General features: G+C 63.5%; 25 protein-coding genes. 13 read left to right on the forward strand and 12 right to left on the reverse strand.

Features of this window, described 5'->3' with window-relative positions:
* Positions 1–112: 112 nt before the first annotated feature.
* Positions 113–523 carry a (deoxy)nucleoside triphosphate pyrophosphohydrolase gene (locus IVB27_RS17690; protein ID WP_247444660.1) on the reverse strand — a complete coding sequence of 137 codons (411 nt, stop codon included), beginning with the start codon at positions 521–523 and terminating at the stop codon, positions 113–115.
* Positions 524–659: 136 nt separating this feature from the next.
* Between IVB27_RS17690 and IVB27_RS17695 the strand changes: the two genes are divergently transcribed.
* Positions 660–2,009, forward strand: a complete 1,350-nt coding sequence (locus IVB27_RS17695) for a TadE/TadG family type IV pilus assembly protein (RefSeq protein WP_247353126.1) — start codon at positions 660–662, stop codon at positions 2,007–2,009.
* A 95-nt stretch (positions 2,010–2,104) separates the two neighbouring features.
* On the opposite strand, the gene argJ is transcribed toward IVB27_RS17695, so the two are convergent.
* Positions 2,105–3,346 (reverse strand): bifunctional glutamate N-acetyltransferase/amino-acid acetyltransferase ArgJ, encoded by a 1,242-nt coding sequence (argJ, locus tag IVB27_RS17700; RefSeq protein WP_247340150.1) that lies wholly within the window; start codon positions 3,344–3,346, stop codon positions 2,105–2,107.
* 128 nt (positions 3,347–3,474) lie between these two features.
* Entirely contained in the window at positions 3,475–4,428 is a 954-nt protein-coding gene (locus tag IVB27_RS17705) for a peptidylprolyl isomerase (protein ID WP_247340148.1), read from the reverse strand.
* Positions 4,429–4,783: 355 nt separating this feature from the next.
* Between IVB27_RS17705 and secA the strand changes: the two genes are divergently transcribed.
* Complete coding sequence (gene secA, locus IVB27_RS17710; protein ID WP_247340140.1) at positions 4,784–7,624, forward strand: preprotein translocase subunit SecA; 2,841 nt, start codon at positions 4,784–4,786, stop codon at positions 7,622–7,624.
* Between the two features lie 174 nt (positions 7,625–7,798).
* On the opposite strand, the gene IVB27_RS17715 is transcribed toward secA, so the two are convergent.
* Entirely contained in the window at positions 7,799–8,233 is a 435-nt protein-coding gene (locus tag IVB27_RS17715; RefSeq protein WP_247444661.1) for a MarR family winged helix-turn-helix transcriptional regulator, read from the reverse strand.
* A gap of 178 nt (positions 8,234–8,411) precedes the next feature.
* On the opposite strand from IVB27_RS17715, the gene IVB27_RS17720 reads away from it, so the two are divergent.
* The 7 genes from IVB27_RS17720 to IVB27_RS17750 all read left to right on the forward strand — a co-directional run bounded on the left by IVB27_RS17720 (position 8,412) and on the right by IVB27_RS17750 (position 15,910).
* Positions 8,412–9,596 (forward strand): substrate-binding domain-containing protein, encoded by a 1,185-nt coding sequence (locus IVB27_RS17720; RefSeq protein WP_247444662.1) that lies wholly within the window; start codon positions 8,412–8,414, stop codon positions 9,594–9,596.
* Positions 9,597–9,756: 160 nt separating this feature from the next.
* A complete protein-coding gene (locus IVB27_RS17725; RefSeq protein WP_247340135.1) occupies positions 9,757–11,271 on the forward strand; it encodes an amidase in 1,515 nt (504 codons plus the stop codon).
* 36 nt (positions 11,272–11,307) lie between these two features.
* Positions 11,308–12,165, forward strand: coding sequence for a branched-chain amino acid ABC transporter permease (locus tag IVB27_RS17730; RefSeq protein WP_247444663.1), 858 nt, complete (start codon positions 11,308–11,310; stop codon positions 12,163–12,165).
* A gap of 2 nt (positions 12,166–12,167) precedes the next feature.
* On the forward strand, positions 12,168–13,388 hold the full coding sequence (locus IVB27_RS17735) for a substrate-binding protein (protein ID WP_247444664.1): 1,221 nt from the start codon (positions 12,168–12,170) through the stop codon (positions 13,386–13,388).
* A 6-nt stretch (positions 13,389–13,394) separates the two neighbouring features.
* Entirely contained in the window at positions 13,395–14,501 is a 1,107-nt protein-coding gene (locus IVB27_RS17740; protein WP_247444665.1) for a branched-chain amino acid ABC transporter permease, read from the forward strand.
* Positions 14,488–15,222, forward strand: coding sequence for an ABC transporter ATP-binding protein (locus IVB27_RS17745; RefSeq protein WP_247444666.1), 735 nt, complete (start codon positions 14,488–14,490; stop codon positions 15,220–15,222). Before IVB27_RS17740 ends, IVB27_RS17745 begins: the two co-directional genes overlap by 14 nt.
* A complete protein-coding gene (locus IVB27_RS17750; RefSeq protein ID WP_247444667.1) occupies positions 15,215–15,910 on the forward strand; it encodes a branched-chain amino acid ABC transporter ATP-binding protein in 696 nt (231 codons plus the stop codon). Before IVB27_RS17745 ends, IVB27_RS17750 begins: the two co-directional genes overlap by 8 nt.
* Before the next feature lie 38 nt (positions 15,911–15,948).
* Here the strand turns inward: IVB27_RS17750 and IVB27_RS17755 are convergent, their stop codons facing one another.
* The 7 genes from IVB27_RS17755 to IVB27_RS17785 all read right to left on the reverse strand — a co-directional run bounded on the left by IVB27_RS17755 (position 15,949) and on the right by IVB27_RS17785 (position 21,699).
* Positions 15,949–16,353 carry a PIN domain-containing protein gene (locus IVB27_RS17755; RefSeq protein WP_247444668.1) on the reverse strand — a complete coding sequence of 135 codons (405 nt, stop codon included), beginning with the start codon at positions 16,351–16,353 and terminating at the stop codon, positions 15,949–15,951.
* Positions 16,350–16,580: an AbrB/MazE/SpoVT family DNA-binding domain-containing protein gene (locus IVB27_RS17760; RefSeq protein WP_247444669.1), complete on the reverse strand. Its 231-nt coding sequence runs from the start codon at positions 16,578–16,580 to the stop codon at positions 16,350–16,352. The genes IVB27_RS17755 and IVB27_RS17760 overlap by 4 nt, the downstream gene beginning before the upstream one ends.
* 106 nt (positions 16,581–16,686) lie before the next feature.
* Positions 16,687–17,181: a hypothetical protein gene (locus tag IVB27_RS17765; RefSeq protein ID WP_247444670.1), complete on the reverse strand. Its 495-nt coding sequence runs from the start codon at positions 17,179–17,181 to the stop codon at positions 16,687–16,689.
* Between the two features lie 96 nt (positions 17,182–17,277).
* Positions 17,278–18,816, reverse strand: a complete 1,539-nt coding sequence (locus IVB27_RS17770) for a L,D-transpeptidase family protein (RefSeq protein WP_247444671.1) — start codon at positions 18,814–18,816, stop codon at positions 17,278–17,280.
* Positions 18,817–19,278: 462 nt separating this feature from the next.
* On the reverse strand, positions 19,279–20,241 hold the full coding sequence (locus IVB27_RS17775; RefSeq protein WP_247444672.1) for an acetyl-CoA carboxylase carboxyltransferase subunit alpha: 963 nt from the start codon (positions 20,239–20,241) through the stop codon (positions 19,279–19,281).
* 313 nt (positions 20,242–20,554) lie between these two features.
* Positions 20,555–21,535 (reverse strand): site-specific tyrosine recombinase XerD, encoded by a 981-nt coding sequence (xerD, locus tag IVB27_RS17780; RefSeq protein ID WP_247444673.1) that lies wholly within the window; start codon positions 21,533–21,535, stop codon positions 20,555–20,557.
* Positions 21,536–21,552: 17 nt separating this feature from the next.
* Entirely contained in the window at positions 21,553–21,699 is a 147-nt protein-coding gene (locus IVB27_RS17785; protein ID WP_247340106.1) for a histidine kinase, read from the reverse strand.
* Between the two features lie 174 nt (positions 21,700–21,873).
* Between IVB27_RS17785 and IVB27_RS17790 the strand changes: the two genes are divergently transcribed.
* The 3 genes from IVB27_RS17790 to IVB27_RS17800 all read left to right on the forward strand — a co-directional run bounded on the left by IVB27_RS17790 (position 21,874) and on the right by IVB27_RS17800 (position 25,039).
* The gene (locus IVB27_RS17790) at positions 21,874–22,497 is read left to right on the forward strand and encodes a shikimate kinase (RefSeq protein WP_247444674.1); all 624 of its coding nucleotides are present in this window, start codon (positions 21,874–21,876) and stop codon (positions 22,495–22,497) included.
* The gene (gene aroB, locus IVB27_RS17795; protein WP_247444675.1) at positions 22,494–23,642 is read left to right on the forward strand and encodes a 3-dehydroquinate synthase; all 1,149 of its coding nucleotides are present in this window, start codon (positions 22,494–22,496) and stop codon (positions 23,640–23,642) included. The genes IVB27_RS17790 and aroB overlap by 4 nt, the downstream gene beginning before the upstream one ends.
* Positions 23,643–23,734: 92 nt before the next feature.
* Positions 23,735–25,039, forward strand: a complete 1,305-nt coding sequence (locus IVB27_RS17800; protein WP_247444676.1) for an HlyC/CorC family transporter — start codon at positions 23,735–23,737, stop codon at positions 25,037–25,039.
* A 142-nt stretch (positions 25,040–25,181) separates the two neighbouring features.
* Here the strand turns inward: IVB27_RS17800 and IVB27_RS17805 are convergent, their stop codons facing one another.
* Positions 25,182–25,457 carry a BolA family protein gene (locus tag IVB27_RS17805; RefSeq protein ID WP_247444677.1) on the reverse strand — a complete coding sequence of 92 codons (276 nt, stop codon included), beginning with the start codon at positions 25,455–25,457 and terminating at the stop codon, positions 25,182–25,184.
* Between the two features lie 159 nt (positions 25,458–25,616).
* On the opposite strand from IVB27_RS17805, the gene IVB27_RS17810 reads away from it, so the two are divergent.
* On the forward strand, positions 25,617–26,252 hold the full coding sequence (locus tag IVB27_RS17810; protein ID WP_247340098.1) for a J domain-containing protein: 636 nt from the start codon (positions 25,617–25,619) through the stop codon (positions 26,250–26,252).
* Positions 26,253–26,366 lie beyond the last annotated feature (114 nt).

Raw genomic sequence — 26,366 nt, forward strand, 5'->3', positions numbered from 1 at the left:
TTCTTACGCTGCTGCGCAGAGCCGGGACCCAGCCCTGCGGCAAGCATGGGCCCCGGCTCAACAGCGCATCGCTGAAGGAGCGCTGCGCTGCGTCCGGGGCACCAGCGCGGCCTCACATCAGCAGATCAATCAGATGCGGGATCAGCGGAATGTCCGCTGGCGGCATGGGATAGTCGCGCAACTTGTTGGCGCGAACCCAGGCGAGATTCTGGCCCTCGCGCGCCGTCACAATGCCTTCCCAGCGCCGGCAGATGAAGAGCGGCATCAACAGATGAAAGGTCTCGTAGCCGTGGCTCGCAAAGGTCAGCGGGGCCAGGCAGGGTTCGGCGACGGTGATGCCGAGCTCCTCGTGGAGCTCGCGGATCAGGCTCTGCTCCGGCCGCTCGCCGGGTTCACATTTGCCGCCGGGAAATTCCCAGAGGCCGGCCAGCGTCTTGCCCTCGGGGCGCTGCGCGATCAGGACGCGCTTGTCGGCATCGACAAGCGCGCAGGCCACCACCAGTGTCAGTTTGAGATCGGCCATGCCTGGAATGTCGCTCGCTGAAGATCATCCGTAACGGTCCGTTAACCCGTTACGGCCCGGTTTCCGAGGTCTCCATAAGTCATATTTAATCGACGGTTCCTAGAGTGGAAAAGCTCAGATTCCGGGATCCCCACCTATGCGTGCCGCGCTTCGCACAATTCTCCAACGGTTCGGTCTCGATCAACGCGGCAATATCGCAGTGATCTTCGCGCTGACCTGCGTCCCGCTGATCACCGCGGTCGGCTGCGGGATCGACTATTCGCGGGCGACGCAGATCAGATCCAAGCTGCAGGCTGCGGCGGACGCCGCCAGCGTCGGTTCGATTGCCAAGAATTCGCCGGCGTACCTCGCGGCTGGCACCATGATGGCGGACGGATCCATTGCGGCCGGAGTCACCGACGCCAAGAACATCTTCGACGCCAACCGGGCAAATCAGAACGGATACACGCTCACCAGCGTGACGCCGGTCGTCTCAAAGACTGGCTCCACGGTAACCTCGACGGTCAATTTTTCCGCGACCATCAACACGATGTTTCTCGGCGTGATCGGCAAGAGCACGGTGGCGATGTCGGGCACTTCCACGGCCACGGCCAACATGCCGCTCTATATCGACTTCTATCTCCTGTTGGACAATTCTCCGTCGATGGGTGTCGCAGCGACACCGACCGACATAACGAATTTGCAGGCAAAGACCGGTGGATGCGCATTCGCGTGTCACGACACCTCCAAGAAGGCCGGCACAAGCAACTACGACATTGCCAAAGCAAATGGCATCACTACCCGAATCGACGTGGTGCGCCAGGCGAGCGCGAACTTGATGGACACAGCCCGGAACACGCAGACCTACACGAACCAGTTCAGGATGGCGATCTACGATTTCGGCGCTGCGTCAGCGACGATCGGATTGAGAAATCTGTTTTCGCTCTCGTCGAGCCTGACGTCCGCCAAGACTGCGGCGGGAAACATCGACCTGATGTCGGTCGCCGGTCAGAATGACGCTTTTACTGCCGATAAGGATACTCCCTTCACCGCCATCTTTCCCGCAATCAATAGCGCAATCGCCTCGCCGGGAGTCGGCACATCTTCCGCCCCCCTGAAGTATTTGTTTTTTGTATCGGACGGCGTCGCCGATGAAAGCAATGCCTCTTGCCTGAAGACGATGTACAATAAGAATTGGGGAAACATAGCGCCGCGCTGTCAGTCACCTATCAATCCCGCGCTGTGCACGACGTTGAAGAACCGCGGTATCAAGGTCGCGGTGCTGTACACAACGTATCAGCCTCCTACTGACAGCTGGTACAAGGACTGGATCGCGCCCTTCAACGCCGGGACATGGGGGCCGTCCCCGAACAGCGAGATCGCGCAGAACATGGAGAGCTGCGCTTCGCCAGGATTCTATTTCGAGGTTAGCCCCACCCAGGGCATTTCGGACGCGATGAACGCTCTGTTCCGGAAGGCGCTCGCGGACGCACGGATCTCGGGGTGATTTGATCCGGGTGAGAGGGACTCTCCGCGAGTCCGGTTGTCAGCGTCGATGCGGCAGCGGCCCCTCACCCCGCAAGAACGGGGCGAGGAGATGGGCTACGACCTGTAATCCCCGTTGATCGCGACATACTCCTTGGTGAGGTCGCAGGTCAGCACGCGATCGCGGCCCTTGCCGAGGCCGAGCGAGACCTTGATCGAGATCTCCGGTGCCTTCATCGCCTCCGACACCTGCGCCTCGTCATAGGACGGATCGCGCGCGCCGCTCTTGGCGACGCGGATGCCGTTGAAGGAGATCGAGAGCTTGTCGCGGTCGGCCGGTTCGCCGGCCTTGCCGACCGCCATCACCACGCGGCCCCAATTGGCGTCTTCGCCGGCGATCGCGGTCTTCACCAGCGGCGAGTTGGCGATCGACATCGCGATCTTGCGTGCCGACGTCTTGGTCTTGGCACCCTCGACCGTGATCTCGACCAGCTTGCGCGCGCCTTCGCCGTCGCGGGCCACCTGCTCGGAAAGACTGGCGAGCACCTGGTTGAACGCCTTGACGAAGGCCTTCAGGCGCGGGTCGCCGGCGCGGCTGATCCTTGGCGCGCCGTGTTCGGCGGCAGCGCCGGTGGCAAAGGCCAGCAGCGTATCCGAGGTCGAGGTGTCGCCGTCGATCGTCACTGCGTTGAAGGTGTCCTCGACGCCGCTCTTGAGCAGCGCCTGCAGCGCGGCGGGCGCGATCGGCGCGTCGGTGAAGACGAACGACAGCATCGTCGCCATGTCGGGCGCGATCATGCCGGCGCCCTTGGCCATGCCGTTGATCGTGACCTTGGCCTTGCCGAGCTTCACGGTCGCGGTCGCGACCTTCGGGAAGGTGTCGGTGGTCATGATCGCCTTGGCGGCCGCCAGATAATCGCCGGCCTCGGTGGTTTCCGCGAGACGCCCGAGCACGCCGTCGAACTTGGTCGCATCCAGCGGCTCGCCGATCACGCCGGTCGAGGCCAGGAAGATTTCGCCCTCGGGGCATCCGACGGCCTTGGCCGCGATCTTCGCGGTCAGCGCGGTGGAGCTGCGGCCGGTCTTGCCGGTAAAGGCATTGGCATTGCCGGAATTGACCACCAGCGCCCGCGCCTTGCCGCCCTTCAGCTTGGCGCGGCACCATTCCACCGGCGCGGACGGGCATTTCGATTTGGTGAAGACACCTGCGACCGCGGTACCCTTGTCCATCACCGCGAGCAGAACGTCGGTGCGGTTCTTGTAGCGGATGCCGGCCTCGGCCGTCGCAAGGCGGACGCCCGCGATCACGGGCATGTCGGGAACGTTTTTCGGGGCGAGGGGAGAAACGGAGGAGGACATCGGGGCGCCTTGGTGAGGTCTGGACATGCAGATGGCCGGGACATCCAGTGCGAAGACGTGCTTCGCACTTTTGGCCCGGCCATTGCGACGTTAGATACTATTGGCGTCCGTGAAGTGACAGCGAATTCTTACTTCTTCGCCGGGGGCGCCATCTTGCTGTCGGAGGGCTTCGCATCGGAGGGCTTGGCATCGGAAGGTTTGGCCGCATCAGCCGGCTTGGCGTCCTTTGCCGCATCGGCCGGCTGGTCCAGCCGCTCGACCTTGGCTTCCGCGCGCAGCTTGGCGACGTAGTCGGCCTGGGCCTTGCGGGTGACATACTGCTCGATCTGGGCCTTGACCTGCTCGAAGTCCGGCGCCTTGCGGCTGCGCTTTTCCTCGACCTTGATGACGTGCCAGCCGAACTGCGACTTCACGGGATCGGAGATCTTGCCCGGCTCGAGCGCGAAGGCGACCGCCGAGAATTCCGGCACCATCTGCTCCTTGGTGAAGAAGCCCAGGTCGCCGCCGTCGGCCGAGCCCGGATCCTTGGATTTCTTCTTGGCGAGCTCGGCGAAATCGGCACCCTTGTCGAGCTCGGCCTTCACCGCCTTGGCCTCGTCCTCGGTCTCGACCAGGATGTGGCGCGCGCGAACTTCCTGCTCGCCGGTGATCTGCTTGGAGGCCTCGTCATAGACCTTCTTCATTGCGTCCGGGGTGATGGCGGCCTTGCCCTCGCCGGCGAGCAGGCTGTCCATCAGCAGGCGGTTGCGGGCGAATGCGAGGCGCTTCTTGAACTCCTCGCCGTCGGCGACCTTCTTGTCCTCGGCGGCCTTGCCGACGATCTTCATGTCGATCAGGAAGGACAGGACGTTCTCGTCCTTGGTCGCCGGGTCCATCTGGGCGAGGCTCGGCCCGAGTTCCTCCTCGGCCATGGCGACGTCGCTCTTCTTGATTTCCGCGCCATTGACCTTCGCCAGTACCGGATCGTCGGCGGCCCGGAGCGGACCCGCGAACGCCAGGGACAGCGCCAAAGCGAGGCAGCCAGCCAGGGCGGACGCGTGGCGGAAACGCTGGCCGGTTGTTACCGGGAACGAGGTGGTCATGGAAAATCCTTTTGTTGAAGCAGGGGGCTGCTCGAGCGGGGCGGACACTCGCCCAATTCAGGGGGCCTTGGCAACGCGAAAAGTCTGTCAAAATGATGAATTAGCCGCAATGCGCCCGCCGTTGACAAGGCCCTGACCGGGCCATATCTCTGCCCGGTCGCGTCCATGGCGATGGCGTTTATTTTGCTGCGTTTTTGGCCGTTGAACCCAGACTTGCCCAACTCCCACCCATATGGCGGATGGACCCCCCGCAGTCCGGGCTCCGGCGCCACCAGGCGTCACGGTGAGTTGATGGGCAGGCGGGTGACAACCTCTCGGCTGCAACGCGGTTGAATCGCGAACACAGGAACCAGGCATGATCGGCGCGCTCGCCCGCAAATTTTTCGGCTCCGCCAACGACCGGCGGGTGAAGGGATATCAGTCCCGCGTCAGCGCGATCAACGCGCTGGAGCCCGAGGTCTCGAAACTCTCCGACGAGGCACTCAAGGCCCGCACCGCCGACTTCAGGAAAGAGATCGCTGAGGGCAAAACGCTGGACGACCTCCTGGTCCCCGCTTTCGCCACGGTCCGTGAAGCCGCCAAGCGCACGCTCGGCCAGCGCCATTTCGACGTCCAGCTGATCGGCGGCATGGTGCTGCACGAGGGCGACATCGCCGAGATGAAGACCGGCGAAGGCAAGACGCTGGTTGCGACGCTCGCGGTCTATCTCAACGCGCTCGCCGGCAAGGGCGTCCACGTCGTCACCGTCAACGACTACCTCGCCAGCCGCGACTCCGCCTGGATGGGCCAGATCTACGGCTTCCTCGGCATGACCACCGGCGTGATCGTCCACGGCCTGGACGATTCCGAGCGCAAGACGGCTTATGCCTGCGACATCACCTACGGCACCAACAACGAATACGGCTTCGACTATCTGCGCGACAACATGAAGTACCGGCTCGAGGACATGGTCCAGCGGCCGCACTTCTATGCGATCGTCGACGAAGTCGACTCCATCCTGATCGACGAAGCGCGCACGCCGCTGATCATCTCCGGCCCGCTCGACGACCGCTCCGACTTCTACAACACCATCGACGGCTTCCTGCCCAAGCTCGACAAGACCGACTACGAGGTCGACGAGAAGCAGCGCACCGTGACGCTCACCGAAGGCGGCATGGAGAAGATCGAGACGCTGCTGCGCGATGCCGGCCAGCTCAAGGGCGAGTCGCTCTACGACGTCGAGAACGTCTCCGTCGTGCACCACATCAACCAGGCGCTGCGCGCCCACACGCTGTTCACCCGCGACAAGGACTACATCGTCCGCGACGACGAGGTCGTGATCATCGACGAGTTCACCGGCCGCATGATGCAGGGCCGGCGCTATTCCGAAGGCCTGCACCAGGCGCTGGAAGCCAAGGAGCACGTCCAGGTCCAGCCGGAGAACCAGACGCTGGCCTCGATCACCTTCCAGAACTATTTCCGGATGTACGAAAAGCTCGCCGGCATGACCGGTACGGCGCTGACCGAAGCCGACGAATTGTTCGACATCTACAAGCTCGAGGTCGTGGAAATCCCGACCAATCTGTCGGTCGCTCGTCTGGACGAGGACGACGAGGTCTATCGCACCCAGAACGAGAAATACGCCGCGATCCTGGCCGAGATCGAGCGCGCCAATGCGCGACTGCAGCCGGTGCTGGTCGGCACCGCCTCGATCGAAAAATCGGAAGTGATCGCCGAATATCTGAAGAAGCACGGCTACCGGCAGATCGATTTCGGCAACGAAAATTCGATGCAGAAGCTGTACGCCGCCGCCCGCGCCGGCAAGCCGGCCAAGCTGTTCGCGGTGCTGAACGCGCGCTTCCACGAGCAGGAAGCCTATATCGTCGCGGAAGCCGGCGTGCCCGGCGCGATCACGATCGCGACCAACATGGCCGGCCGCGGTACCGACATCAAGCTCGGCGGCTCGCTCGATATGCGGATCCTTCAGGAGACCGGGGGCATCGAGGACGAGGCCGAGAAGGCCAAGAAGATCGAACAGATCAAGGCCGATATCGAGCACTTCCGCGACATCGTGCTGAAGGCCGAGGAAGAGGTCGAGATCGAGCCGGCGAAGGGTTCGAAGCCCGCCAAGACCGTGAAGAAGCCCGGCGGCCTCTACATCATGGGTTCCGAGCGCCACGAATCCCGCCGCATCGACAACCAGCTCCGCGGCCGTTCCGGCCGTCAGGGCGACCCCGGCCGCTCGAAGTTCTTCCTGTCGCTGGAAGACGATCTGATGCGCATTTTCGGCTCGGATCGCCTCGACAGCATGCTGCAGCGTCTCGGCCTGCAAGAGGGCGAGGCCATCATCCATCCCTGGATCAACAAGGCGCTTGAGAAGGCGCAGCAGAAGGTCGAAGCCCGCAACTTCGACATCCGCAAGAATTTGCTCAAGTTCGACAACGTCCAGAACGATCAGCGCAAGGTGATCTTCGACCAGCGCGTCGACCTGATGAAGGACGACAGCGTCGCCGAGACCGTCACTGACATGCGTCACGCCTTCATCGACGACCTCGTCGCCAAGCATGTGCCCGAGCATGCCTATGCCGAGCAGTGGAACGTCGCGGGCTTGAAGGAAGAGCTCAAGCGCGTGCTCGATCTCGACCTGCCGGTCGAGGACTGGGCCAAGGAAGAAGGCATCGCCGACGAAGAGCTGCTCACGCGCATCGAGACCCGCGCCGACGAGCACATGGCCGCCAAGGTCGGGCAATGGGGCCCCGACGTGATGCGTTACGTCGAGAAGACCATTTTGCTCCAGACGCTCGACCATCTCTGGCGCGAGCATTTGATCATGCTCGACCATCTGCGCCAGGTCATCGGCCTGCGCGGCTACGGCCAGCGCGATCCGTTGCAGGAGTACAAGACCGAGGCCTTCAATCTCTTCCAGGAGATGAGCGCGCATCTGCGCGAGGCCGTCACCGCGCAGCTGATGCGGGTCGAGATCGTGCCGCCGGAGCAGGAAGCCCCGGTGCTGCCGCAGATGGAAGCGCACAAGTTCGATCCGAACACCGGCGAGGACGAAATGGCGCTCGCCCACGTCTCGCTCGGAGCGCAGGCCACCGATGCGGCGCTGCGTGATCCCAAAAACCCGGCAAGCTGGGGCAAGATCGGCCGCAACGAGGATTGTCCGTGCGGCTCCGGGAAGAAGTACAAGCACTGCCATGGGCGGTATGCTTAGCCTTTAAATTACGCTGTCGTCGCCCGGCTTGACCGGGCGTCCAGTACGCCGCAACCTCTCGGTTCAGAAATTACTATCTCTGAAATACTGGATCGTCCGCTTTCGCGGGCGATAACGACTGAGTGTGTGCCGCGCGGCTTGCCCCGTTTCGCCGGGACGACGAGAGTTCGCAGCTCAATTCGAGCTATCGATCAAGCTCTCCAGCAGCCGCTTCAACTCGCTGGTCGATTTGTCGCCGTAGCTTTCCAGGATGTGCTCCTCCTGGTCGACCGCGAGCGAGTTGAGCTTCCTGCTCAGCACCTTGCCGCGATCGGAGATGTACATCAGAACCTTACGGCGATCGTTCGGGTCCTGCACGCGGTAGACCAGCGTGTCCGAGACCATGCGGTCGATCATCTTGGTCAGCGTCGGATGGTTGAGCAGCACAGCATCCGCAAGCTCGCCCATCGAATGGCCGTTGCCATCCGACAGCACTTTCAGGATGCGCCATTGCTCGACGGGCACGCCTTCCTTGCTCAACCGCAGTTCGAGCTGCCGGTTGATCTCCCGGTTAGCTTGCGCGAGCAGGTAGGCGAGGTGTTCGGTGATCGGGGAGTTTGGTTTTGCCACGGCTAAGACTTTGTCTTGACCCAAATGAGTGAATGTCTTGCAATCGATGCTGCATCTATATGCACTTCAATTCTTGAATATTCAATATTTTCAAAATAGGATATTGCCTAACAAAAGGGCGGATGCCGCGGCCGCCTGCTCAATGTGCTTTCAGGTCTGGTGCCAGACAGGAGTTGGCGTGCACACGACGGTAAACTTCCCGGCTCACGGCGGTCCGGCGTTGCCGCCGTCCATGCTGTTGCGGAATCTGTCGCCCGTCGCGACCGACTTCGACCTGTCTCCGATCGACGCGCATTTCATGAAGCGCCGCGGCGCGCGCGACAAGCTCCGCATCGGCAATTTTCTCACCTTCACCGGCTCGCCCGGAATCTGGGGCCCGACCTCGACCAACAGCGCAATGCTGGCGGTTGCCGAGATCAACAGGCGCGGCGGCATTCTGGGTCGCGAGCTCGAGCTGTCGATCTACGATTCCGGCGGCCCGATTGACGAGGTGGTGCGGCGCGCCGAGCAGGCGATCGCCTTCGACGAGGTCGACCTCATCATGGGCTCGCATATCAGCGCCGTGCGTGTTGCCTTGCGCAAGGTCACCGGCAATCGGATCCCCTATATCTACACGCCGGTCTATGAGGGCGGCGAGCGTACGCCGGGCGTGATGGCGATCGGCGAGACGCCGCGCTGGCAGAGCCGGCCGTCGATCCACTGGCTCGCGGACGTCAAGAAGGCGGCGCGCTGGTATCTGATCGGCAGCGACTATGTCTGGCCCTGGCTGTCGCATCGCGCGGTGAAGCGCTACATCAAGGAAGCCGGCGGCCAGGTCGTCGGCGAGGAGTTCGTCCCCGTCGGCGAAGACCATCACGAGGCGCATCTGGCGCGCATCCGCGCTGCCAAGCCGGACGTGGTGCTGATCTCGCTGATCGGCACCGACAGCATCACCTTCAACCGCGCCTTCGCGGAAGCGGGCCTCGCGACCTCGACGCTGCGGCTCGCGGGCGCGATGGACGAGACCGTGCTGCTCGGCATCGGCGCCGACAACACCGAGAACTTGTTCTGCGCCTCCGGCTATTTCAACTGCATGGCCTCGCGCGCCAATGACGAATTCCTCTGCGCTTATCAGGCCATGTTCGGCCCGCACGCGCCGCCGGTCGGCTCGGTCGGTCAGTCGAACTATGAGGGGCTGCGGTTCCTGGAGTCCGTCGCCAACCGTGCCGGCTCGTTGGCCTTGCGTCCGCTGCTGAAGGCGGCACGCAACACCGTCTATTCGGCAGGCCGCGGTCCCGTCACCATCCGCGATGGCCGCGCCGAGATGCCGATGTACCTCGCCGAAGCGGACGGCCTCGACTTCAAGCTCATCAAGACGCTCTGACCTCACGTCTTCCCTCCGGTCCGGCACATTTGCGAAATAATACTTGAAAAGGAAAATATTTCCGTCTGTAATATCGAAGTGGAGCCGACCGGCCCGCGCCGTGCACGCGCGCCCATGAGGATCCAACGCCAGGGATCAAGAAGCCTTTGAGGAGAGCGCCGTGACAGTTGTCCTTCCCACGCCAGCCCAACTTCGCAGTGTCGCCGACCAGTGCGGCCTTTCACTGACCGACGACGATGTCGCCTCGTTCCGCGGCCTGATGCAGGGCTCGATCGAAGCCTACAATCTCGTCGGCGCCATGCCGGACGAGGTGCCGGAGGTCAAATATCCGCGCACGCCGGGCTATCGGCCCTCACCGGAAGAGAACCCGCGCAACGCCTGGTATCGCAAGTCGACCGTGAAGGGCGCTGCCAGCGGCAAGCTCAAGGGCAAGACCGTCGCGTTGAAGGACAACATCATGCTCGCCGGCGTTCCCATGATGAACGGCTCGGCGACACTCGAAGGCTACGTTCCCGATTTCGACGCCACCATCGTCACCCGTATGCTAGATGCCGGCGCCGAGATCGCCGGAAAAGTGCATTGCGAATCTTTCTGCATGTCCGGAGGCAGCCACACCAACGCGGTCGGCGCGGTGCATAATCCGCACAAGATGGGCTATTCGGCCGGCGGCTCGTCCTCGGGCTCAGGCGTCGTCGTCGCGCTCGGCGAGGTCGACATGGCGATCGGTGGCGACCAGGGCGGCTCGATCCGCATGCCGTCCTCGTTCTGCGGCACCTACGGCATGAAGCCGACCTGGGGCCTCGTGCCCTACACCGGCATCATGCCGATCGAGGTTTTCGTCGATCACACCGGCCCGATGACCGCAACCGTCGCCGACAATGCGCTGCTGCTCGAAGTGCTTGCCGGCGACGACGGCTACGATCCGCGCATCAAGGCGCCCAAGGTCGAGGACTACACCAAGGCGCTCGGCCAGGGCGTGAAAGGCATGAAGATCGGCATCCTCAAGGAAGGCTTTGAGCAGGCGACCGCGGAAGCCGCCGTCAACGAAAGCGTTCGCGAAGCCGCAAAACGCTTTAGGGACCTCGGCGCCACGGTCGAGACCGTCTCGATCCCGATGCATCTCGTCGGCCCCGCGATCTGGACGCCGATCGGGACCGAGGGCATGACCCAGACCATGATGTATGGCGACGGCTATGGCCTGAGCCGGTCCGACCTCTATTCGACCACGCTGATGGATTTCCATCGTGGCTGGCGGCGGCAGGCGGATTCCCTGTCCGAGACCACAAAACTGTTCCTGCTGCTCGGCACCTACATCAACAACACTTTTGGTCCCCGCTATTACGGCAAGGCGCTCAACATCTCCCGACGCCTGACCGCGGCCTACGACAAGGCCTTCAAGGACTACGATTTGCTGCTGCTGCCGACCACACCGATGAAGGCGACCAAGCTGCCGGAGCCCACGGCCAGCCGCGAAGACTACGTCGCGCGCGCGCTGGAGATGATCTCCAATACCGCGCCGTTCGACATCACCCACCATCCCGCGATGTCGCTGCCCTGCGGCATGGTCGACGGCCTGCCCGTCGGCCTGATGCTGGTCGGCCGCATGTTCGAGGAAACCACCATCTACCGCGCCGCCCACGCCTTCGAGCAGATCGGCGACTGGAAGAAGATGTGAGCGAGGCATGGATGCAGACGAGCGGGATTTTAGCGCATGGCTAACGCGTTCGTCGCGGCGTTCGAGATCCTGAGCTTTGGTGCGATCATCGTCCTGATCGTGCTGGGGCTCGGGATCATCGCCAGCATGATGGGCATCTTCAACTTCGCACAGGGCGAGTTCGTCCTGCTCGGCGCCTACATCACCTATCTCGCCTACGCCAAGGGCCTGCCGATCTGGGCCGGCATGGTCGCGGCGCCCTTCGTGGTCGGCGCGCTCGGCTTCGTGCTGGAGGCGCTGATCATTCGCCGGTTCTACGCCGCGCCGATCGTGGCCATGCTCGGCACCTATGCGCTCGGCCTGATCATCCGTGAGACCGTGCGCGGACTGATCGGCGGCTTCTATCTCACCGTGCCGGAGCCGATCGGCGGCTCGATCGACATCGGCGCTATGCACATCTCGGCCTGGCGTTTCACCATCATCGTCATCACGCTGCTGGTGATGGCGGGCTGCTATCTCCTGCTGTCGCGCACGAACTTCGGCTTGCGCATGCGCGCCACGCTGGAAAACCCGTCGCTGGCGCGCGCCTCGGGCATTTCAACGCCGCTGATGTACGGCGCCACCTTCGCGTTCGGCTCCGCGCTTGCCGGCCTTGCCGGTGCACTGATCGTCCCCGTGTTCAGTCTCTACGCCGATCTCGGCCTGCGCTTCCTGATCCAGGGATTTGTCGCCGTCATGGTCGGCGGCGTCGGCTCCTTCATCGGGCCGGTCGCGGGCGCCGGTGTCATCGGTACGCTCAGCGCCGCGTTGCCCTGGGTGATGGCGCCCGTCGTCGCCGATGTTCTCGTCTTCGTGCTCGCCATTGTTTTCATCAAATTCCGGCCACAGGGCCTCATCGCTGGAAGAGGGGTTTAAATATGTTTGCAGAACGCACCAATCTCACCCGACGTCGTTTCCTCTCCAATTTCGCCTTCGCAACCGGCGCAGTCGCGACCGGTGTCGGCAGCTGGGTGATTCCGGCGCCCTGGGCCAATGCAGCGGGAGGTCCGATCAAGGTCGGCATAGCGACGGACCTCACCGGCCCGATTGCGTACGCCGGCACGGCGGACGCCAACGTCGCCAAGATGCTGGTCAAGCAGATGAACGATGCCGGCGGCCTGCTCGGCCGTCCGCTCGAGCTCTACATCGAGGACACCGCGTCGAACGAATCGGTCGCGGTGGGCAACGTCCGAAAGCTGATCCAGCGCGACAAGGTCGATATGGTGCTCGGCGGCATCACCTCGTCGATGCGCAACGCGATCAAGGATCCGATCGTCGCGCGCGGCAAGACGCTCTACATCTATCCGCAGCTCTATGAAGGCAAGGAGTGCACGCCCTATCTGTTCTGCACCGGGCCGACGCCGGCGCAGCAGTGCGACGAATTCATTCCCTGGCTGATCAAGAACGGCGGCAAGAAATTCGCGCTGCCGAGCGCCAACTATGTCTGGCCGCACACGCTCAACGTCTACGCCCGCAAGGTGATCGAGGCCAACGGCGGCGAGGTCGTGTTCGAGGAATACTACCCGCTTGACCAGGTCGATTTCTCTTCGACCGTCAACCGCATCATCTCCAACAAGGTCGACGTCGTCTTCAACACCGTCATTCCGCCCGGCGTCGGCCCGTTCTTCAAGCAGCTCTATGAAGCGGGCTTCCTCAAGAACGGTGGGCGTCTCGCCTGCGTCTACTATGACGAGAACACGCTCAACATCAACCAGGCCGCCGAGATCGAGGGGCTCGCAAGCTGTCTCGATTATTTCAAGGTGCTGACCAAGGATAACCCGTTCGACGCAAAGATCCAGGCGGCCTATGAGAAGGATTTTCCGGGTAACTTCCTGTTCGCGGCCGGCAGTGCCGCGACCGGCACCTATCGCGGCCTCAAGCTGTGGGAAGCGGCCGTCAAGGAGGCCGGCAAGGTCGACCGCGACTCGGTGGCCGCAGCCCTCGACCACGCCAAGATCGCTGAAGGGCCGGGCGGACCGGCCGAGATGGTGCCGGGCAAGCGGCACTGCAAGATGAAGATGTACACCGCGGTCGCCAAGGCTGGAAACTACGAGATCGTCGGACGCAGCGACGGGCTCGTCGATCCCAAGGAATGCTAAGGTCGAATGCCGAAATCGATGGGCGCAGTAAAACAGGCGATCCCCGCTGAGATCGGCGGGGAGGCGGACGTCGCAATGGGTAGCAGCGGGACGGCAGGGCAGGCCGCTTCGGGACGAAAGGTCCTGCCGATCGTGGAGGGCGTCGTGCTCGTCGCGGCGCTGCTCGCACCGCTGGTGCTGCAGGACTACCTCACGGTGTTCGCTACGCGCGTGATTATCCTCGCGCTGTTCGCGCTGTCGTTCGATCTGGTGTGGGGCTATGCCGGCATCATGAGTTTCGGCCAGGCGCTGTTCTTCGGCTCAGCCGGGTACGGTGTGGCGCTGCTCGCGCGCGACCTCGATATCACCAACATCTTCCTGGTGCTGCCCGCGGGAACGCTGATCGGCCTGACCTTCGCGCTGTTGCTCGGGGGCTTCCTGCTGCTGGGACGGCATCCCTCCAGCGTGATCTTCGTCTCCCTGGGCACGCTCACCGGCTCCTACGCCGCCGATCGCCTCGCCCGCGGCTGGTACTATCTTGGCGGCCAGAACGGCATCCCCTCGATTTCGTCGATGACGCTCGGCAGTTACGAATTCTCGGAAGGGCCGTCCTTCTATTATCTCGTGCTCGGCATCCTCATTGTGGTCTATCTCCTCTGCCGCTTCCTGGTGCGCTCGCAGTTTGGCCTTGCGCTGGCGGGCCTGCGCGAAAACGAGCAGCGGATCGCCTTCTTCGGCTACAAGGCGCAGCATCTGAAGGCGATCATCTTCGCGATCGGCGGCGCCGTCGCGGGGCTCGCCGGCAGCCTCTATGCCTTCCACGAAGGGTTTGTCTGGCCCAACATGGTCGGCGTCGTGGTCTCGACGCAAGTCGTGCTCTATGTGCTGTTCGGCGGCTCCGGCACGCTGATCGGCGCCGTCATCGGCGCCGTCATCGTCGAGGGTGTCAGCTTCTGGCTGTCGGACAATTACCGCGAGGTCTGGCCGATTATCCTTGGCGTGCTGCTGTTGCTCGTGATTCTGTTCCGGCCGCTCGGCCTGATCAGCTTTGTGCTCGGCGAGCGCGAGCGGGTCGGCAGTTTTGGCGCAAGGCCCAGGGAGACCGAAAAGGAGAAGCGCAATGCCGCTCCTTGAAGCCGCCGGCGTCAAAAAAATCTTTGGCAAGCTCACTGCGCTCGATGGCGCCGCGCTCACCGTCGGCGAGAACGAGTTTCACGGCCTGATCGGCCCGAACGGCTCCGGCAAGAGCACGCTGATGAAGTGCATTGCCGGCGCCGAGGTGCCGACGCAGGGCAAGGTCTCCTTTGTCAATACCGACATCACTGCGTTCACGCCGACCGAGCGTGCCCGCGCCGGCATGAGCCTGAAATTCCAGATCACCAGCGTGCTGCCGTCGTTGACGCTCTACGACAACATCTTGCTCGCGCTCCAGGCGCAGTCCTCGCTGTTCGACCTCGTTTTCTCGCGCACCCGGGGCGCGCTGCACGACCAGGTCATGACCATGCTGACGCAATTTCGCCTTGCCGACCGCGCTTTCGATGCAGCGGCGGCGCTGTCGCACGGCCAGCAGCAATGGTTGGAGATCGCGATGGCGCTTGCCGGCAAGCCGAAACTCCTGCTGCTCGACGAGCCGACCGGCGGCATGAGCCTGGAGGAGCGCCGCGTCACCGGCGAATTGTTGCAGCCGATCAAAAAGCATTGCTCGCTCGTCATCGTCGAGCACGACCTCGATTTCATCCGCGATATCTGCGACCGTCTCACCGTGCTCGACCAGGGCAAGGTGCTGGCGTCAGGCACGGTGTCGGAGATCCAGGCCAACAAATCCGTCCAGGAGATCTATCTGCGCCGTGCCTGAATTTTTGGACATCAAGCATCTCGACGCGGGCTATGGCCGCAGCCAGGTCCTGTTCGACGTCAACCTCGGCATCCCCTGGCGCGGCGGCGTCGCCGTGCTCGGCCGCAACGGCGCCGGCAAGACCACGTTGATGAAGACCATCGTCGGCGAGCTGCCGGCGTGGAAGGGCGAACTCGCCTTCGACGGCCGCGACATCAGCCGCCGCGCCACCCAGGAGCGCGTGCGCGCCGGCATCGGCTACGTGCCGCAGGAGCATTCGGTGTTCGCGCGCCTGTCGGTGCGCGACAATCTTGCGGTCGGCTCGCTTGCGAGCAGGAAGGCCGACGCGGTCGACCACGTGCTGACCATCTTCCCGAAGCTCGGCCAGCGCCTGGACCAGCCCGCCGGCACGCTTTCCGGCGGCGAGCGCAAGATGCTCGCGATCGGCCGCGCCATGCTGGGCGATCCAAAACTGCTGCTGCTGGACGAGCCGACCGAAGGCGTCTGGATCGGCGTGATCGAGGAGATCACCGAACGCCTGATCGAGCTCGCGAAAAACATCGCTATCATCATCGTCGAGCAGCACCTCGATCTCGCGCTGCGCGTCGCCGATTACGCCTACGTGCTCGACCGCGGCCGCGTCGCGCTGCAAGGCGAGGCAGGTGAGGTGAGGGGTAATCCGGAGCTGCTGCGGTATCTGGCGCCGTAGATAACTTGCGGACTGTCAGATCGCTTGGTGTGGGGCGTTCACGGCGTGCTTCCGAGAAACGGATTGAGAATGATGAGTCCGCCGATGCTGCGGCCGTGCTGCATGTCCTCGCTGTAGAGCGTGTCGCATCCGGCTTCGATCGCAGCGGCAATGATCAGCGCGTCGTAAAAAGCAAGCGTGTGGTCGCGGGCAAGCGCAAGCGCCGCGGCGTGCGTGTCGGCGGTGAGCGGTGCAGTATCCGGAAAGCGAAACCGGATCGATTGCACCGCAGCTTCGATCACAGGCCAATCCTGTTTCTGCTTCTTGCGCAACACGTTGGTGAACTCGTTCAGCACCTGTGTGCTGATGACACCGCCGCCGGCAATCGTGGTCAATGCGCGCTGCCGCCGGACGTCGGTCGAAAAGGCATAGATCAGGACGTTGCTGTCGAAGAAAGCGCTCACCGCTCGTTCGCCTCGTCGCGGTCGAATTCGTAGCCTTCGGGCAGGGGAAATTGGAACTGTTCCGCCTGCTTGAGAAATTCTGCCCGATTGTCGATCTTCTCCACCGCGATCTGGCCTTTCGAGGCCTTCACGACGTCGAGTTCGTCGCCGGGGGCGAGGTTCAAGGCTTCAACGAGTCTCTTGGGCAAGCGAACCGCAAGGCTGTTGCCCCATTTGGAAACCAACATTGCTTGCTCCACGATATACAATATATTTGTATATCTTAAGCAGGATATCATCAAGTGCAAGTAGCCCAGACATGAGCCAAAACGCTGGTCGGAAACCCAGCGAACGTCATCCGCCAGGGGGCTTTCCCCAATTGACGATTCCTGGCATCGCGCTCGGCTGGGACCAACTTTCCGACCAGCCGGCGGGTGTCATTGTCTTATCGAAGTCTGCAACAGATGGCGGAGCAACGAAGACGGCATCATCGTTGAGCGTCAGCGGTTGAATGTCGATGCTCGCAGGGCAAAGAAAATCCGGCGCTCGTCCGACGTTACGCTCGATGGCAGCCACCAAAGCATCCTGATCGTGCGTTAACGGCTTGTAGCCGTTAATCCACTGCGTTCCGAGCATATCGAGAACGGCGGAGATGTTTTGAAGCTTGCGTTCGATCAAGCCTTCAGACCGATGCACGGTCGTCATGAGCTGGCGCCGATTCTGCGCCTTGCTGTAGGCAACGCCCGCCCTCTCGGAGGTCAACATCTGAAAATAGCTATCGACCACTGCGGAGATCTCGCTCTCCGTCCAAAGTGTGCCAGCGATCTCCTCGGTTTGCTCCCGGTCCAAGTCTCAGCTTCTTGGACTTGAATAGTATCAGGCACGCTGCTGGCGCAACGGCGGCACCTAAAATGCAGGAAACCGTTGTAAGCGATTAGATTCGTCCTACTTCACCGCCCCAAAGCGGCTGTCGAACGAGTTCGATGACACCACCGGCGCAGCTCCCATGATCTGTGTCGCTTCACCTGCACCATCCGATACCGACGGCTTCAGCCCCGGGCGCGTCGCGGCGAGGCGGGTGTCGGGCTTCGCCGGCTCGGCGGGTTTGGCGGCCACGATCGGCTTCGGCGCCTCCTTGGCCGTATCTTTGGATTTGTCGTGTCCCGGCACGAACCGGGTCACTGCGGCTTTCAGTCTCGACGCTGCGGTGGGCGGCGTTGTCGACGGCGCGGCCGGGGCGACGGACGCGGTGGCCTGCGGCGGAGGCGTGGTCGCCGTGGTATCGGCGGTGCCCATGCCCATCTTGCGGCCGAGGTTGGAGAAGAAGCCGGCTTTCTCAGCCGGCGCGGCGTTGGCGACACGGGCGTTGGCGGGCGCGCTGACGGCGACGACCGGCTCTGCCTGCGGCGAGGGCGCGGCTGCGTCGAGATTCGGCTTCGGCGGATTGACGTGGCCGGGGATCGTGCCCGGCGCCTTCGCCATCGCCAGCATCTGCAAGGTCGTGCCTTCGGCGCCCTCGGACAGACCGGTCGAGCCTTCCGGAATCTTCGCGGCAAAGATCTTGTTCATGCCGCCGTCGATGCCGGTGTTCATGCGCGCCACCGGTGTGCCGCGCGAAACCAGCTTGTTGTACTCGGCCTGGTCGCGCGCATCCTTCTCGCGCACGGCGCGGGCGATGTCCTCGGGGATCACATAGGCCGGACATTTTGCCAAGGCGTCGAACACCGGATCACGCTTGGCGTCGGGCGCCTTGGTTGCGTCGAAGACGTATTTCTTCTCGCAGAAATCGACCTTCGGCTCCTGCCGCGTCACTTCGAAATGATCATAGCCTTCCTTGATCATCTTCCAGAACGGCATGTTCGGATTGTTCCGGTGCTTGGCCATGTTCACCGGCGTCATCTTGAACGGATAGGCCTGGAACTGGAACGCTTTCTGGCCGCCGAAGAAGGACTCGCGCCCGAGCGAATAAATCTCGGCGATCTGCTCGTCGGTCATCGCGTAGCAACCGCGCGAAGAACAATCGCCATGCACCATCAGCTGCGAGCCGGTACGGCCGAGCGCGCGATCAAACGCGTTGGGAAAGCCGGTGTTGAACGAGAGGTAATAGGCCGATTGCGGATTCATCTGGCCGGGATTGATCGAATAGAATCCCTCTGGCGCCTGGCGGTCGCCTTCGCGGACCTTCGGCCCTAAATCGCCCGACCAGCGGCAGATCGGATAGGTCTTGAGCAGCGCGAACTGGCCGTTGCGGGCCTGCTTCCAGATCTCGAGCTCGGCCTCCTGCTTGAACAGGCGCACCAGGATCGGCGACTGCAGGTCCATGTCCTTTTCGACCATCGCGGCGAGAAGTTTTGGCGGGACCGGCTGGTTGGCCTTGGCGTTGGTCGCGAGCGAGACCTGATCGGTGTCGCAGCCAGCCAGCACAATGCTGGCGGCAAGCGCAACCGAAGCCAAAACCGCGCGAGCAAGCGAACGAGAAATCAAGATGGACCCCACACCGTGCCGGGCATCGCGCAAACCCCAATCTTGAAGCATGATCCGACCGGCCATCCGGGCCCGTCGCAACGGGCTTTTTCGAAATCACGCTCCAGCGCTTATGCCCGGAAGCCATTGATTAAAATTCTAACCTCTGGGGCATGTGGTCGCAACCCGAGCGGGGATCACGAGCCCGTTGGCCCAAAGGTGTGGTCAACGAAGACTTAAACTTCAGGCTTTACTTGGGCCCTCAGGCCAAACTGGTACTGAGATCGCCGATTTGGGCAAAAAAAGGGTTAATGCGGGGTTACCGGGGGCTCGGGACAGGTCTCTCATGCCCCGGACGCAGCGCAGCGCTCCTTCAGCGGTGCGTTGCGGAGCCGGGGCCCATGCTTGAGGCGATCTCCGGAACTTTCTGGGTCCCGGCTCTGCGGAGCGGCACCGCGTCCGGGACACGAAAAATCGCCCCAATCAGCCCAGTTTCCGGCCGATATCGAGGAATTTCTGCCGTCGGTGCTTGCGGACGGCGCCGCCGTCGAGGCCGCGGAGCTCGTCAAAAGCCTTGGCGATGGCGTCGCCCGTGGTGGCGATCATGGCGGCGGGATCGCGATGGGCGCCGCCGACCGGCTCCTTCAGAATGCTGTCGACTACGCCGAACCGGAGCATGTCCTGGGCGGTGATCTTCATGTTGTTGGCGGCTTCCTGCGCCTTGGAGCCGTCGCGCCAGAGGATCGAGGAGGCTGCCTCGGGCGAGATCACGCTGTAGATCGCGTGCTCCAGCATCAGGACCTTGTTGGCGGTGGTAATGGCGATGGCGCCGCCCGACATGCCCTCGCCGGTGATGATGGCGACGTTCGGCACGGTCAGCGCCAGACAGGCATCGGTCGAGCGCGCGATCGCCTCGGCCTGGCCGCGCTCTTCCGCGCCGATGCCGGGATAGGCACCGGCGGAATCGGCGAGCGACAGCACCGGCAGGCCGAAGCGCTCGGCCATCTCCATCAGCCGCACGCATTTGCGATAGCCCTCGGGCCGCGCCATGCCGAAATTATGCTTGATGCGGCTCTCGGTGGAATCGCCCTTTTCCTGGCCCATCACGCAGATGGCCTCGCCGCGGAAGCGGCCGAAGCCGGCGACCAGCGCCTCGTCCTCGCCGAACTTGCGGTCGCCGGCGAGCGGAGTGAACTCGGTGATCAGGCCCTTGATGAAGTCGTTGAAATGCGGCCGCTGCGGATGCCGCGCGACCAGCGTCTTTTGCCACGGCGTCAGGTTCAGATAGAGGTCGGCCAGCGCCTGCGCTGCCTTGTCCTCGATTCGCCCGATCTCATCAGTGATGTCGCTGCCGGAGGCCGCAAGCGTTCGCAATTCGTCGAGCTTGGAATCGAGCTCGGCGACGGGCTTTTCGAAATCGAGATAGCTGCGCATCTGGTCTGGCATCAACTCAATATAGGGAGGGCGGGGCGAGGCGGCGAAGCAGATTCGAGCCTTCGGAAAGAAGTGTAGCTTCTTCAATGAGTTGGCTTGTGCACTCTTAGGCCGCCCGCCAAATCAATCGTGAGGCCCCGGCTCTTTCTGCGGAGATGTGGCCGAAGTCAAGGCGGTTTCATCGTCGTCCCGGCTGGCTCTCGTGTCCCGGACGCGCTGCAGCGCTTCTATAGCGCTGCTGCGCAGAGCCCGGACCCAGCAAGCGGCATGGACCCCGGCTCTGCAGCGCACCGTTTCACGCTGCGCTGCGTCCGGGGCACGAGCCCTATTTCTCCGCCAGCGGATGCAGGTCGCGAACGAGGCTCTTCAGCCGCTCCTCGACCACGTGGGTGTAGATCTGGGTCGTCGAGATGTCGGTGTGGCCGAGCAGCGTCTGCACGATCCGCAAATCGGCACCGTTGTGAAGCAAGTGGCTGGCAAACGCATGGCGCAGCACGTGTGGGGAGACCAACCGGGCCTGCAGGCCGGAAGCGACCGCGAGCTCCTTCAGGTCGCGGGCAAAATGCTGCCGCGTCAGATGCCCGCTCTCGCCGAACGAGGGGAACAACCATTTCGAGGCCGCCACGCTGTTCTTGTCCGTCTTGTTGTTTTCCGTGGCGGCTTCCGTCGCGGCGAGATAATCGGCCATCGCCTGCCGCGAGGCCTCGTTGAGCGGCACCAGCCGTTCCTTGTTGCCTTTGCCGCGTACCACGATCATGCGGGCGTCGCGCTTCGCGGCGGTGCGCGGCAGCGCCACCAGTTCGGAGACGCGCAGGCCGGTGGCGTAGAGCACCTCGAGCAGGCAATAGAGCCGCAAAGCGCGCAGTCGTTTCGAGGGCGAGGCATCTTCCGCCGTACTCAATTCCATGGCGCGGCGGAGCATGCGGTCGACATCCGCGATCGACAGCACCTTTGGCAGCCCGCGGCCGCGCTTGGGGCCGGACAGGATCGCCGCGGGATCCTCTGTCCGGATGCGCTCGTTGAGGAGAAAACGGTAGAGATGCCGCATCGCCGACAGCCGCCGCGCGACGCTGGTGGACTTGAAGCCGCGCGTGTCGAGGTCGGCGAGATAGTCGCGCAGCGTCTGCGTCTCGGCGTCCGCAAATGTATGGCCGACGCGGCCGAGAAATTCCGAGAAATCGGTGAGGTCGCGGCGGTAGGCATCGAGCGTATTGGGGCCGGCGCCCTGTTCCGCGGCGAGCATGTCGAGGAACAGGCCGGTGAGCTTGGCATCTGAGGGCTTGTTAGCGGAAGATCTGGCACGCATGCCCGGCAGCCTAGCTCCTATTTCTTGAGAAATTTGTCCGCCGGGATCGTCACCGTCATTTCCCGCGGCTTGGGATTGACGAAGTTCGCCAGCGCGAAGACCACGCCATAGACAATGCCGGCGATCACGGCGACGACCGTCAGGAAGCGGAACAGGCTGGGCATCGGGCAAGGTCTCGGAGAGGGTCTCGGGCGGCCGAATTAACCAATGAAATCATCCAACATGTTCGCCGTTTCGTGGCAAGAGTCCTCTGGCGAGGCCCCCTTTGGGGTCGTATAGGTGGCCAAAGCATGCCGCCTTTGGCGGCAGTTCGAGCGAGACCCATTCGAGCGAGACAAATGTCCGACGCCGCGTTGCCGATCCAAGCTTCGCCCGAGGCCGACATCCTGTCGGCGCTGGGCGCGCGCTCGATCGTGCTCGTCGGCATGATGGGGGTAGGCAAATCCACCATCGGCCGCCGCATGGCGATCCGGCTCAAGCTGCCCTTCGTCGATGCCGACACCGAGATCGAGGCGGCGGCCGGCATGACCATACCGGAAATCTTCGAGCGCCACGGCGAGCCGCATTTCCGCGACGGCGAGGCCCGTGTGATCGCGCGTCTGCTGGACGGCGGCCCCATCGTGCTGGCAACCGGCGGCGGCGCCTTCATGCGCGAGGAGACGCGGGGCCGCATCGCGGCGAAGGCGATCTCGATCTGGCTCAAGGCCGATGCTGACGTCATCGTGCGCCGCGTGCGCCGGCGCGCCGACCGTCCGCTGCTCCAGACCGCCGATCCCGAAGGAACCGTGACGCGCCTGCTCATCGAACGCGAGCCGGTCTACGGCCATGCCGACCTCACCATCGCCTCGCGCGACGTGCCGCACGACAAGATCGTCGAGGAGACCATCGAGACGCTGCGCGCCCATCTCTGCGGCGAACAGGCGTCCCCGCCACCAGCCGACGTCGCGAGTGCCGCACGATGACCGCGCCTTTGAAACATTCCGACCCCGTCAACGTCGAGGTCGCGCTCGGCGATCGCGCCTATGACATCGTCATCGGCCGCGGCGTGCTGGCCTCGCTGGGCGAACGGGTCGCGCGTTTACGTCCCGGCGTGCGCACCGCGGTCGTGACCGATCGCACCGTCGCAAAATACTGGCTCGAACCCGCCGAGGCTTCGCTCGCAGCGGCCGGCATTCCGACATCGCGCATCGTCGTCGAGGAAGGCGAGATCTCGAAAACCTATGCTGGCCTGGAAAAGGTCAGCGAGGCCCTGATCGCCGCAAAGATCGAGCGCAACGATCTCGTCATCGCGCTCGGCGGTGGCGTTGTCGGCGATCTCGCCGGCTTTGCGGCAGCGATCCTGCGCCGCGGCGTCGATTTCGTGCAGGTCCCGACTTCGCTTTTGGCACAGGTCGATTCCTCCGTCGGCGGCAAGACCGGCATCAACTCGCCGCAGGGCAAGAATCTGCTCGGCGCCTTTCACCAGCCGGTGCTTGTCGTCGCCGACACCGCCGTGCTCGACACGCTGTCGCCGCGGCAATTCCGCGCCGGCTATGCCGAGGTCGCCAAATACGGCGTGCTCGGTGATGAGGCCTTCTTCACCTGGCTTGAGAACAACCATTCCGACATCTCCAGGGGCGGCGCGGCGCGCGAGCATGCGATCGCGACGTCCTGCCGCGCCAAGGCCGGCGTCGTCTCGCGCGACGAGCGTGAGACCGGCGAGCGCGCGCTGCTCAATCTCGGCCACACGTTTGGTCACGCGCTGGAAGCGGCGACTGGGTTCTCCGATCGTCTGTTCCACGGCGAGGGCGTTGCGATCGGCATGACGCTGGCAGCGCAGCTCTCGGCCAGGCTCGGCATGATCGGCGAAGCCGATGCGGCGCGCGTCGAGCGGCATCTGATTGAGGCCGGACTGCCGACGCGTTTGCAGGACATCGCGGGCTTCGCGCAGGAAGGGCTTGCCGATGCCGATGCGCTGATGGCGCTGATGTCACAGGACAAGAAGGTTGAGCGCGGCAAGCTCACCTTCATCCTGCTGGAGGCCGTGGGGCGCGCCGTCATCGCGAAGGACGTCGAGCCGGCTCCGGTGCGCGATTTCCTCAAGGACAAGCTCGCCCTCAAGGCGTGATACGCGGCTGAACGGCGTGAGAGCGTTTTCGAGCGAAGTGGGTACCGGTTCGCGTCAAGAAAACGCGTCAAAACAAGAAACCAGAGTGGTTCATGGACTGGCTCGGATTCACCATCGTCGTCCTCTGCCTGCTCGTCTCGGGCTTCTTTGCCGCGAGCGAGACCGCGCTGATCGGCGCCTCGCGCGCCAGCATGTTGCGGCTCTCCAAGCAGGGCAACCGCGACGCCGGCGTGGTCTCGCGACTGCTCGCCATGCGCGAGCGCCTGATCGGCGCGCTGCTGCTCGGCAACAACATCGCCAATATCAGTGCATCCGCCCTTGCCACCAGCATCTTCACGTCCTGGTTCGGCGATGTCGGCGTGCTCTATGCGACCGGCGTGATGACCGTGCTGGTGGTGATCTTCGCCGAGGTGCTGCCGAAGACCATCGCCATCAACGCGCCCGACCGCATGGCGCTTGCGGTGGCGCGCCCGATGCGGATGACGATGTACGTGCTGGGGCCGCTGCTCAGAATCGTGGAAGTCATCGTGCGTCTGTTGATGCGCATGTTTGGCCTCGCTGGCGAGCACCAGGCGATCCTGTCGCCGACCGAACGCCTGCGCGGCGCGGTCGACCTGTTGCATCACGAGGGCAAGGTCGAGAAGCAGGATCGCGACATGCTCGGCGGCCTGCTCGATCTGCGCGAGCTTCAGGTTTCCGACGTCATGATCCATCGTACCGAGATGATGATGATCAACGCCGATCTGCCGCCGGAAGAGCTGGTGCGCGAGGTGCTGGCGACCGAATACACCCGCATCCCGCTGTGGCGCGAGAAGTCGGAAAACATCATCGGCGTGCTCCACGCCAAGGATCTGTTGCGCGCGATCCGCGCCTCGGACGGCGACACCTCGCGCATCGACGTCTCCACCATCGCGCTGCCGCCCTGGTTCGTGCCGGAGATGCGGCCGGTGTCCGAGCAGCTCAAGGCGTTCCGCCGCCGCAAGACCCATTTCGCGCTGGTCGTCGACGAGTACGGCGAAGTTGAAGGTCTTGTGACGCTGGAAGACATTCTGGAAGAGATCGTCGGCGACATCTCCGACGAGCATGACGTCGTGGTTGCGGGCGTGCGCGCCCAGCCGGACGGCTCGGTCGTCGTCGACGGCTCGGTGCCGATCCGCGACCTCAACCGCGCCCTGGACTGGCATCTGCCCGACGAAGAGGCAACCACGGTTGCCGGCCTCGTCATTCACGAGGCGCGCTCGATCCCCGACCGCGGCCAGAGTTTCACCTTCCACGGCTTCCGCTTCCGCGTCCTCCGCCGCGAACGCAACCGCATCACCGCGCTCCGTATTTCACCGGTGCCGCGCGAGTCGGAGGTGGACGAGGCGAAGCCGAGAAGGGCCGGGACGTCGTTTTAGGATTCGCGTGACCCTGTTGCCCCTCATGGCGAGGAGCGCCGCAAGGCGCGTCTCGAACCATGCAGGCCAGGACGCCGCAACGGCGGCCTGCATCCTTCGAGACGCGCGCAAATGCGCGCTCCTCAGGATGAGAATTGGCGAGCTAAGTCGCGCCTTCCCCCGGCGCCTGCGCGTGGATGGCCAGCGCGTGCACGCTGCCGGAGAGTTCCGCGGCCAGCGCCGCATTTATCATGCGGTGACGATCGACGCGGCCCTTCCCTTTGAAGGCTTGAGACACGATATATACGCGAAAGTGCGTCTCGCCGCTCGGCCGATGGCCGGCGTGGCCCTCATGCAAATGTGACTCGTCGACGACCTGCAGGCTTTCCGGCGTGAAAGCTTCCTGCAACTTGTTGCTGATAGTATCTGTCATAGCCATGGATGTGCCATTAAGGTGCGAGATCGCTCTCCGTTATTTGCGCAGGCCGCCTCTGGCGACCGTTCTTGAGAACGCCGAAGCCGAGCTTTGGCTATGTGTTTTCAGCTAATTGCAATGTCAAGACTTGAAGGTTTTTGCATTGCGTAGTCAAAGTCAGTCATGCCGATCGATTCATCAAAGTTCTTCGACTCCATCCGGGTCAAGCCGAAAGGCAAGCAGCCGGAAGTGAAGCCGCGCGACGCCGTGGCCAACTGCGAATGGACCGGGTGTCAGAACAAGGGCGCCCATCGTGCGCCCAAGGGTCGCGACAACCAGCGTGAATACTGGCACTTCTGCCTGAACCATGTGCGCGAGTACAACCAGAACTACAATTTCTTCTCCGGCATGAATGCCGACGCGGTCGCGCGTTATCAGAAAGATGCGCTGACCGGCCACCGTCCGACCTGGAAGATGGGCGCCAATGGCGGCGTCAAGAAAGGCGCGGAGGCCGAGATCGACGGCGCCTTCGATCCGTTCAGCATGTTCCAGGAGCTCAACGGCCGCTCCGGCTGGCGCGCCGGCCCGCAGGCCGCGCCCAAGGCCGAGACGCGCAAGATCATGAACGCCGAGCGCAAGGCGCTCCAGGTGATGGGCCTCGGCCCCGACTCTTCGCTCGCCGACGTCAAGTCCAAGTACAAGTCGCTGGTGAAGCAGCACCACCCCGATGCCAACGGCGGCGACCGCTCCACAGAGGATCGCCTGATCGAGATCATCAAGGCGTATAATTATCTGAAGACCGTGGTGCGCGAGGCGTAGGCCTCGCGCTCGCTTTTGTCCAGCGGATGGATGGGTAACAGAACAGCCCGGATGGATGGGTGACACTGGTTCATGATTTGGTCGGCTGCGGCGCTGCGCTAGCGCAGCGCCGCA

It is taken from the genome of Bradyrhizobium sp. 197, from assembly GCF_023073375.1.
GTDB lineage: Bacteria > Pseudomonadota > Alphaproteobacteria > Rhizobiales > Xanthobacteraceae > Bradyrhizobium.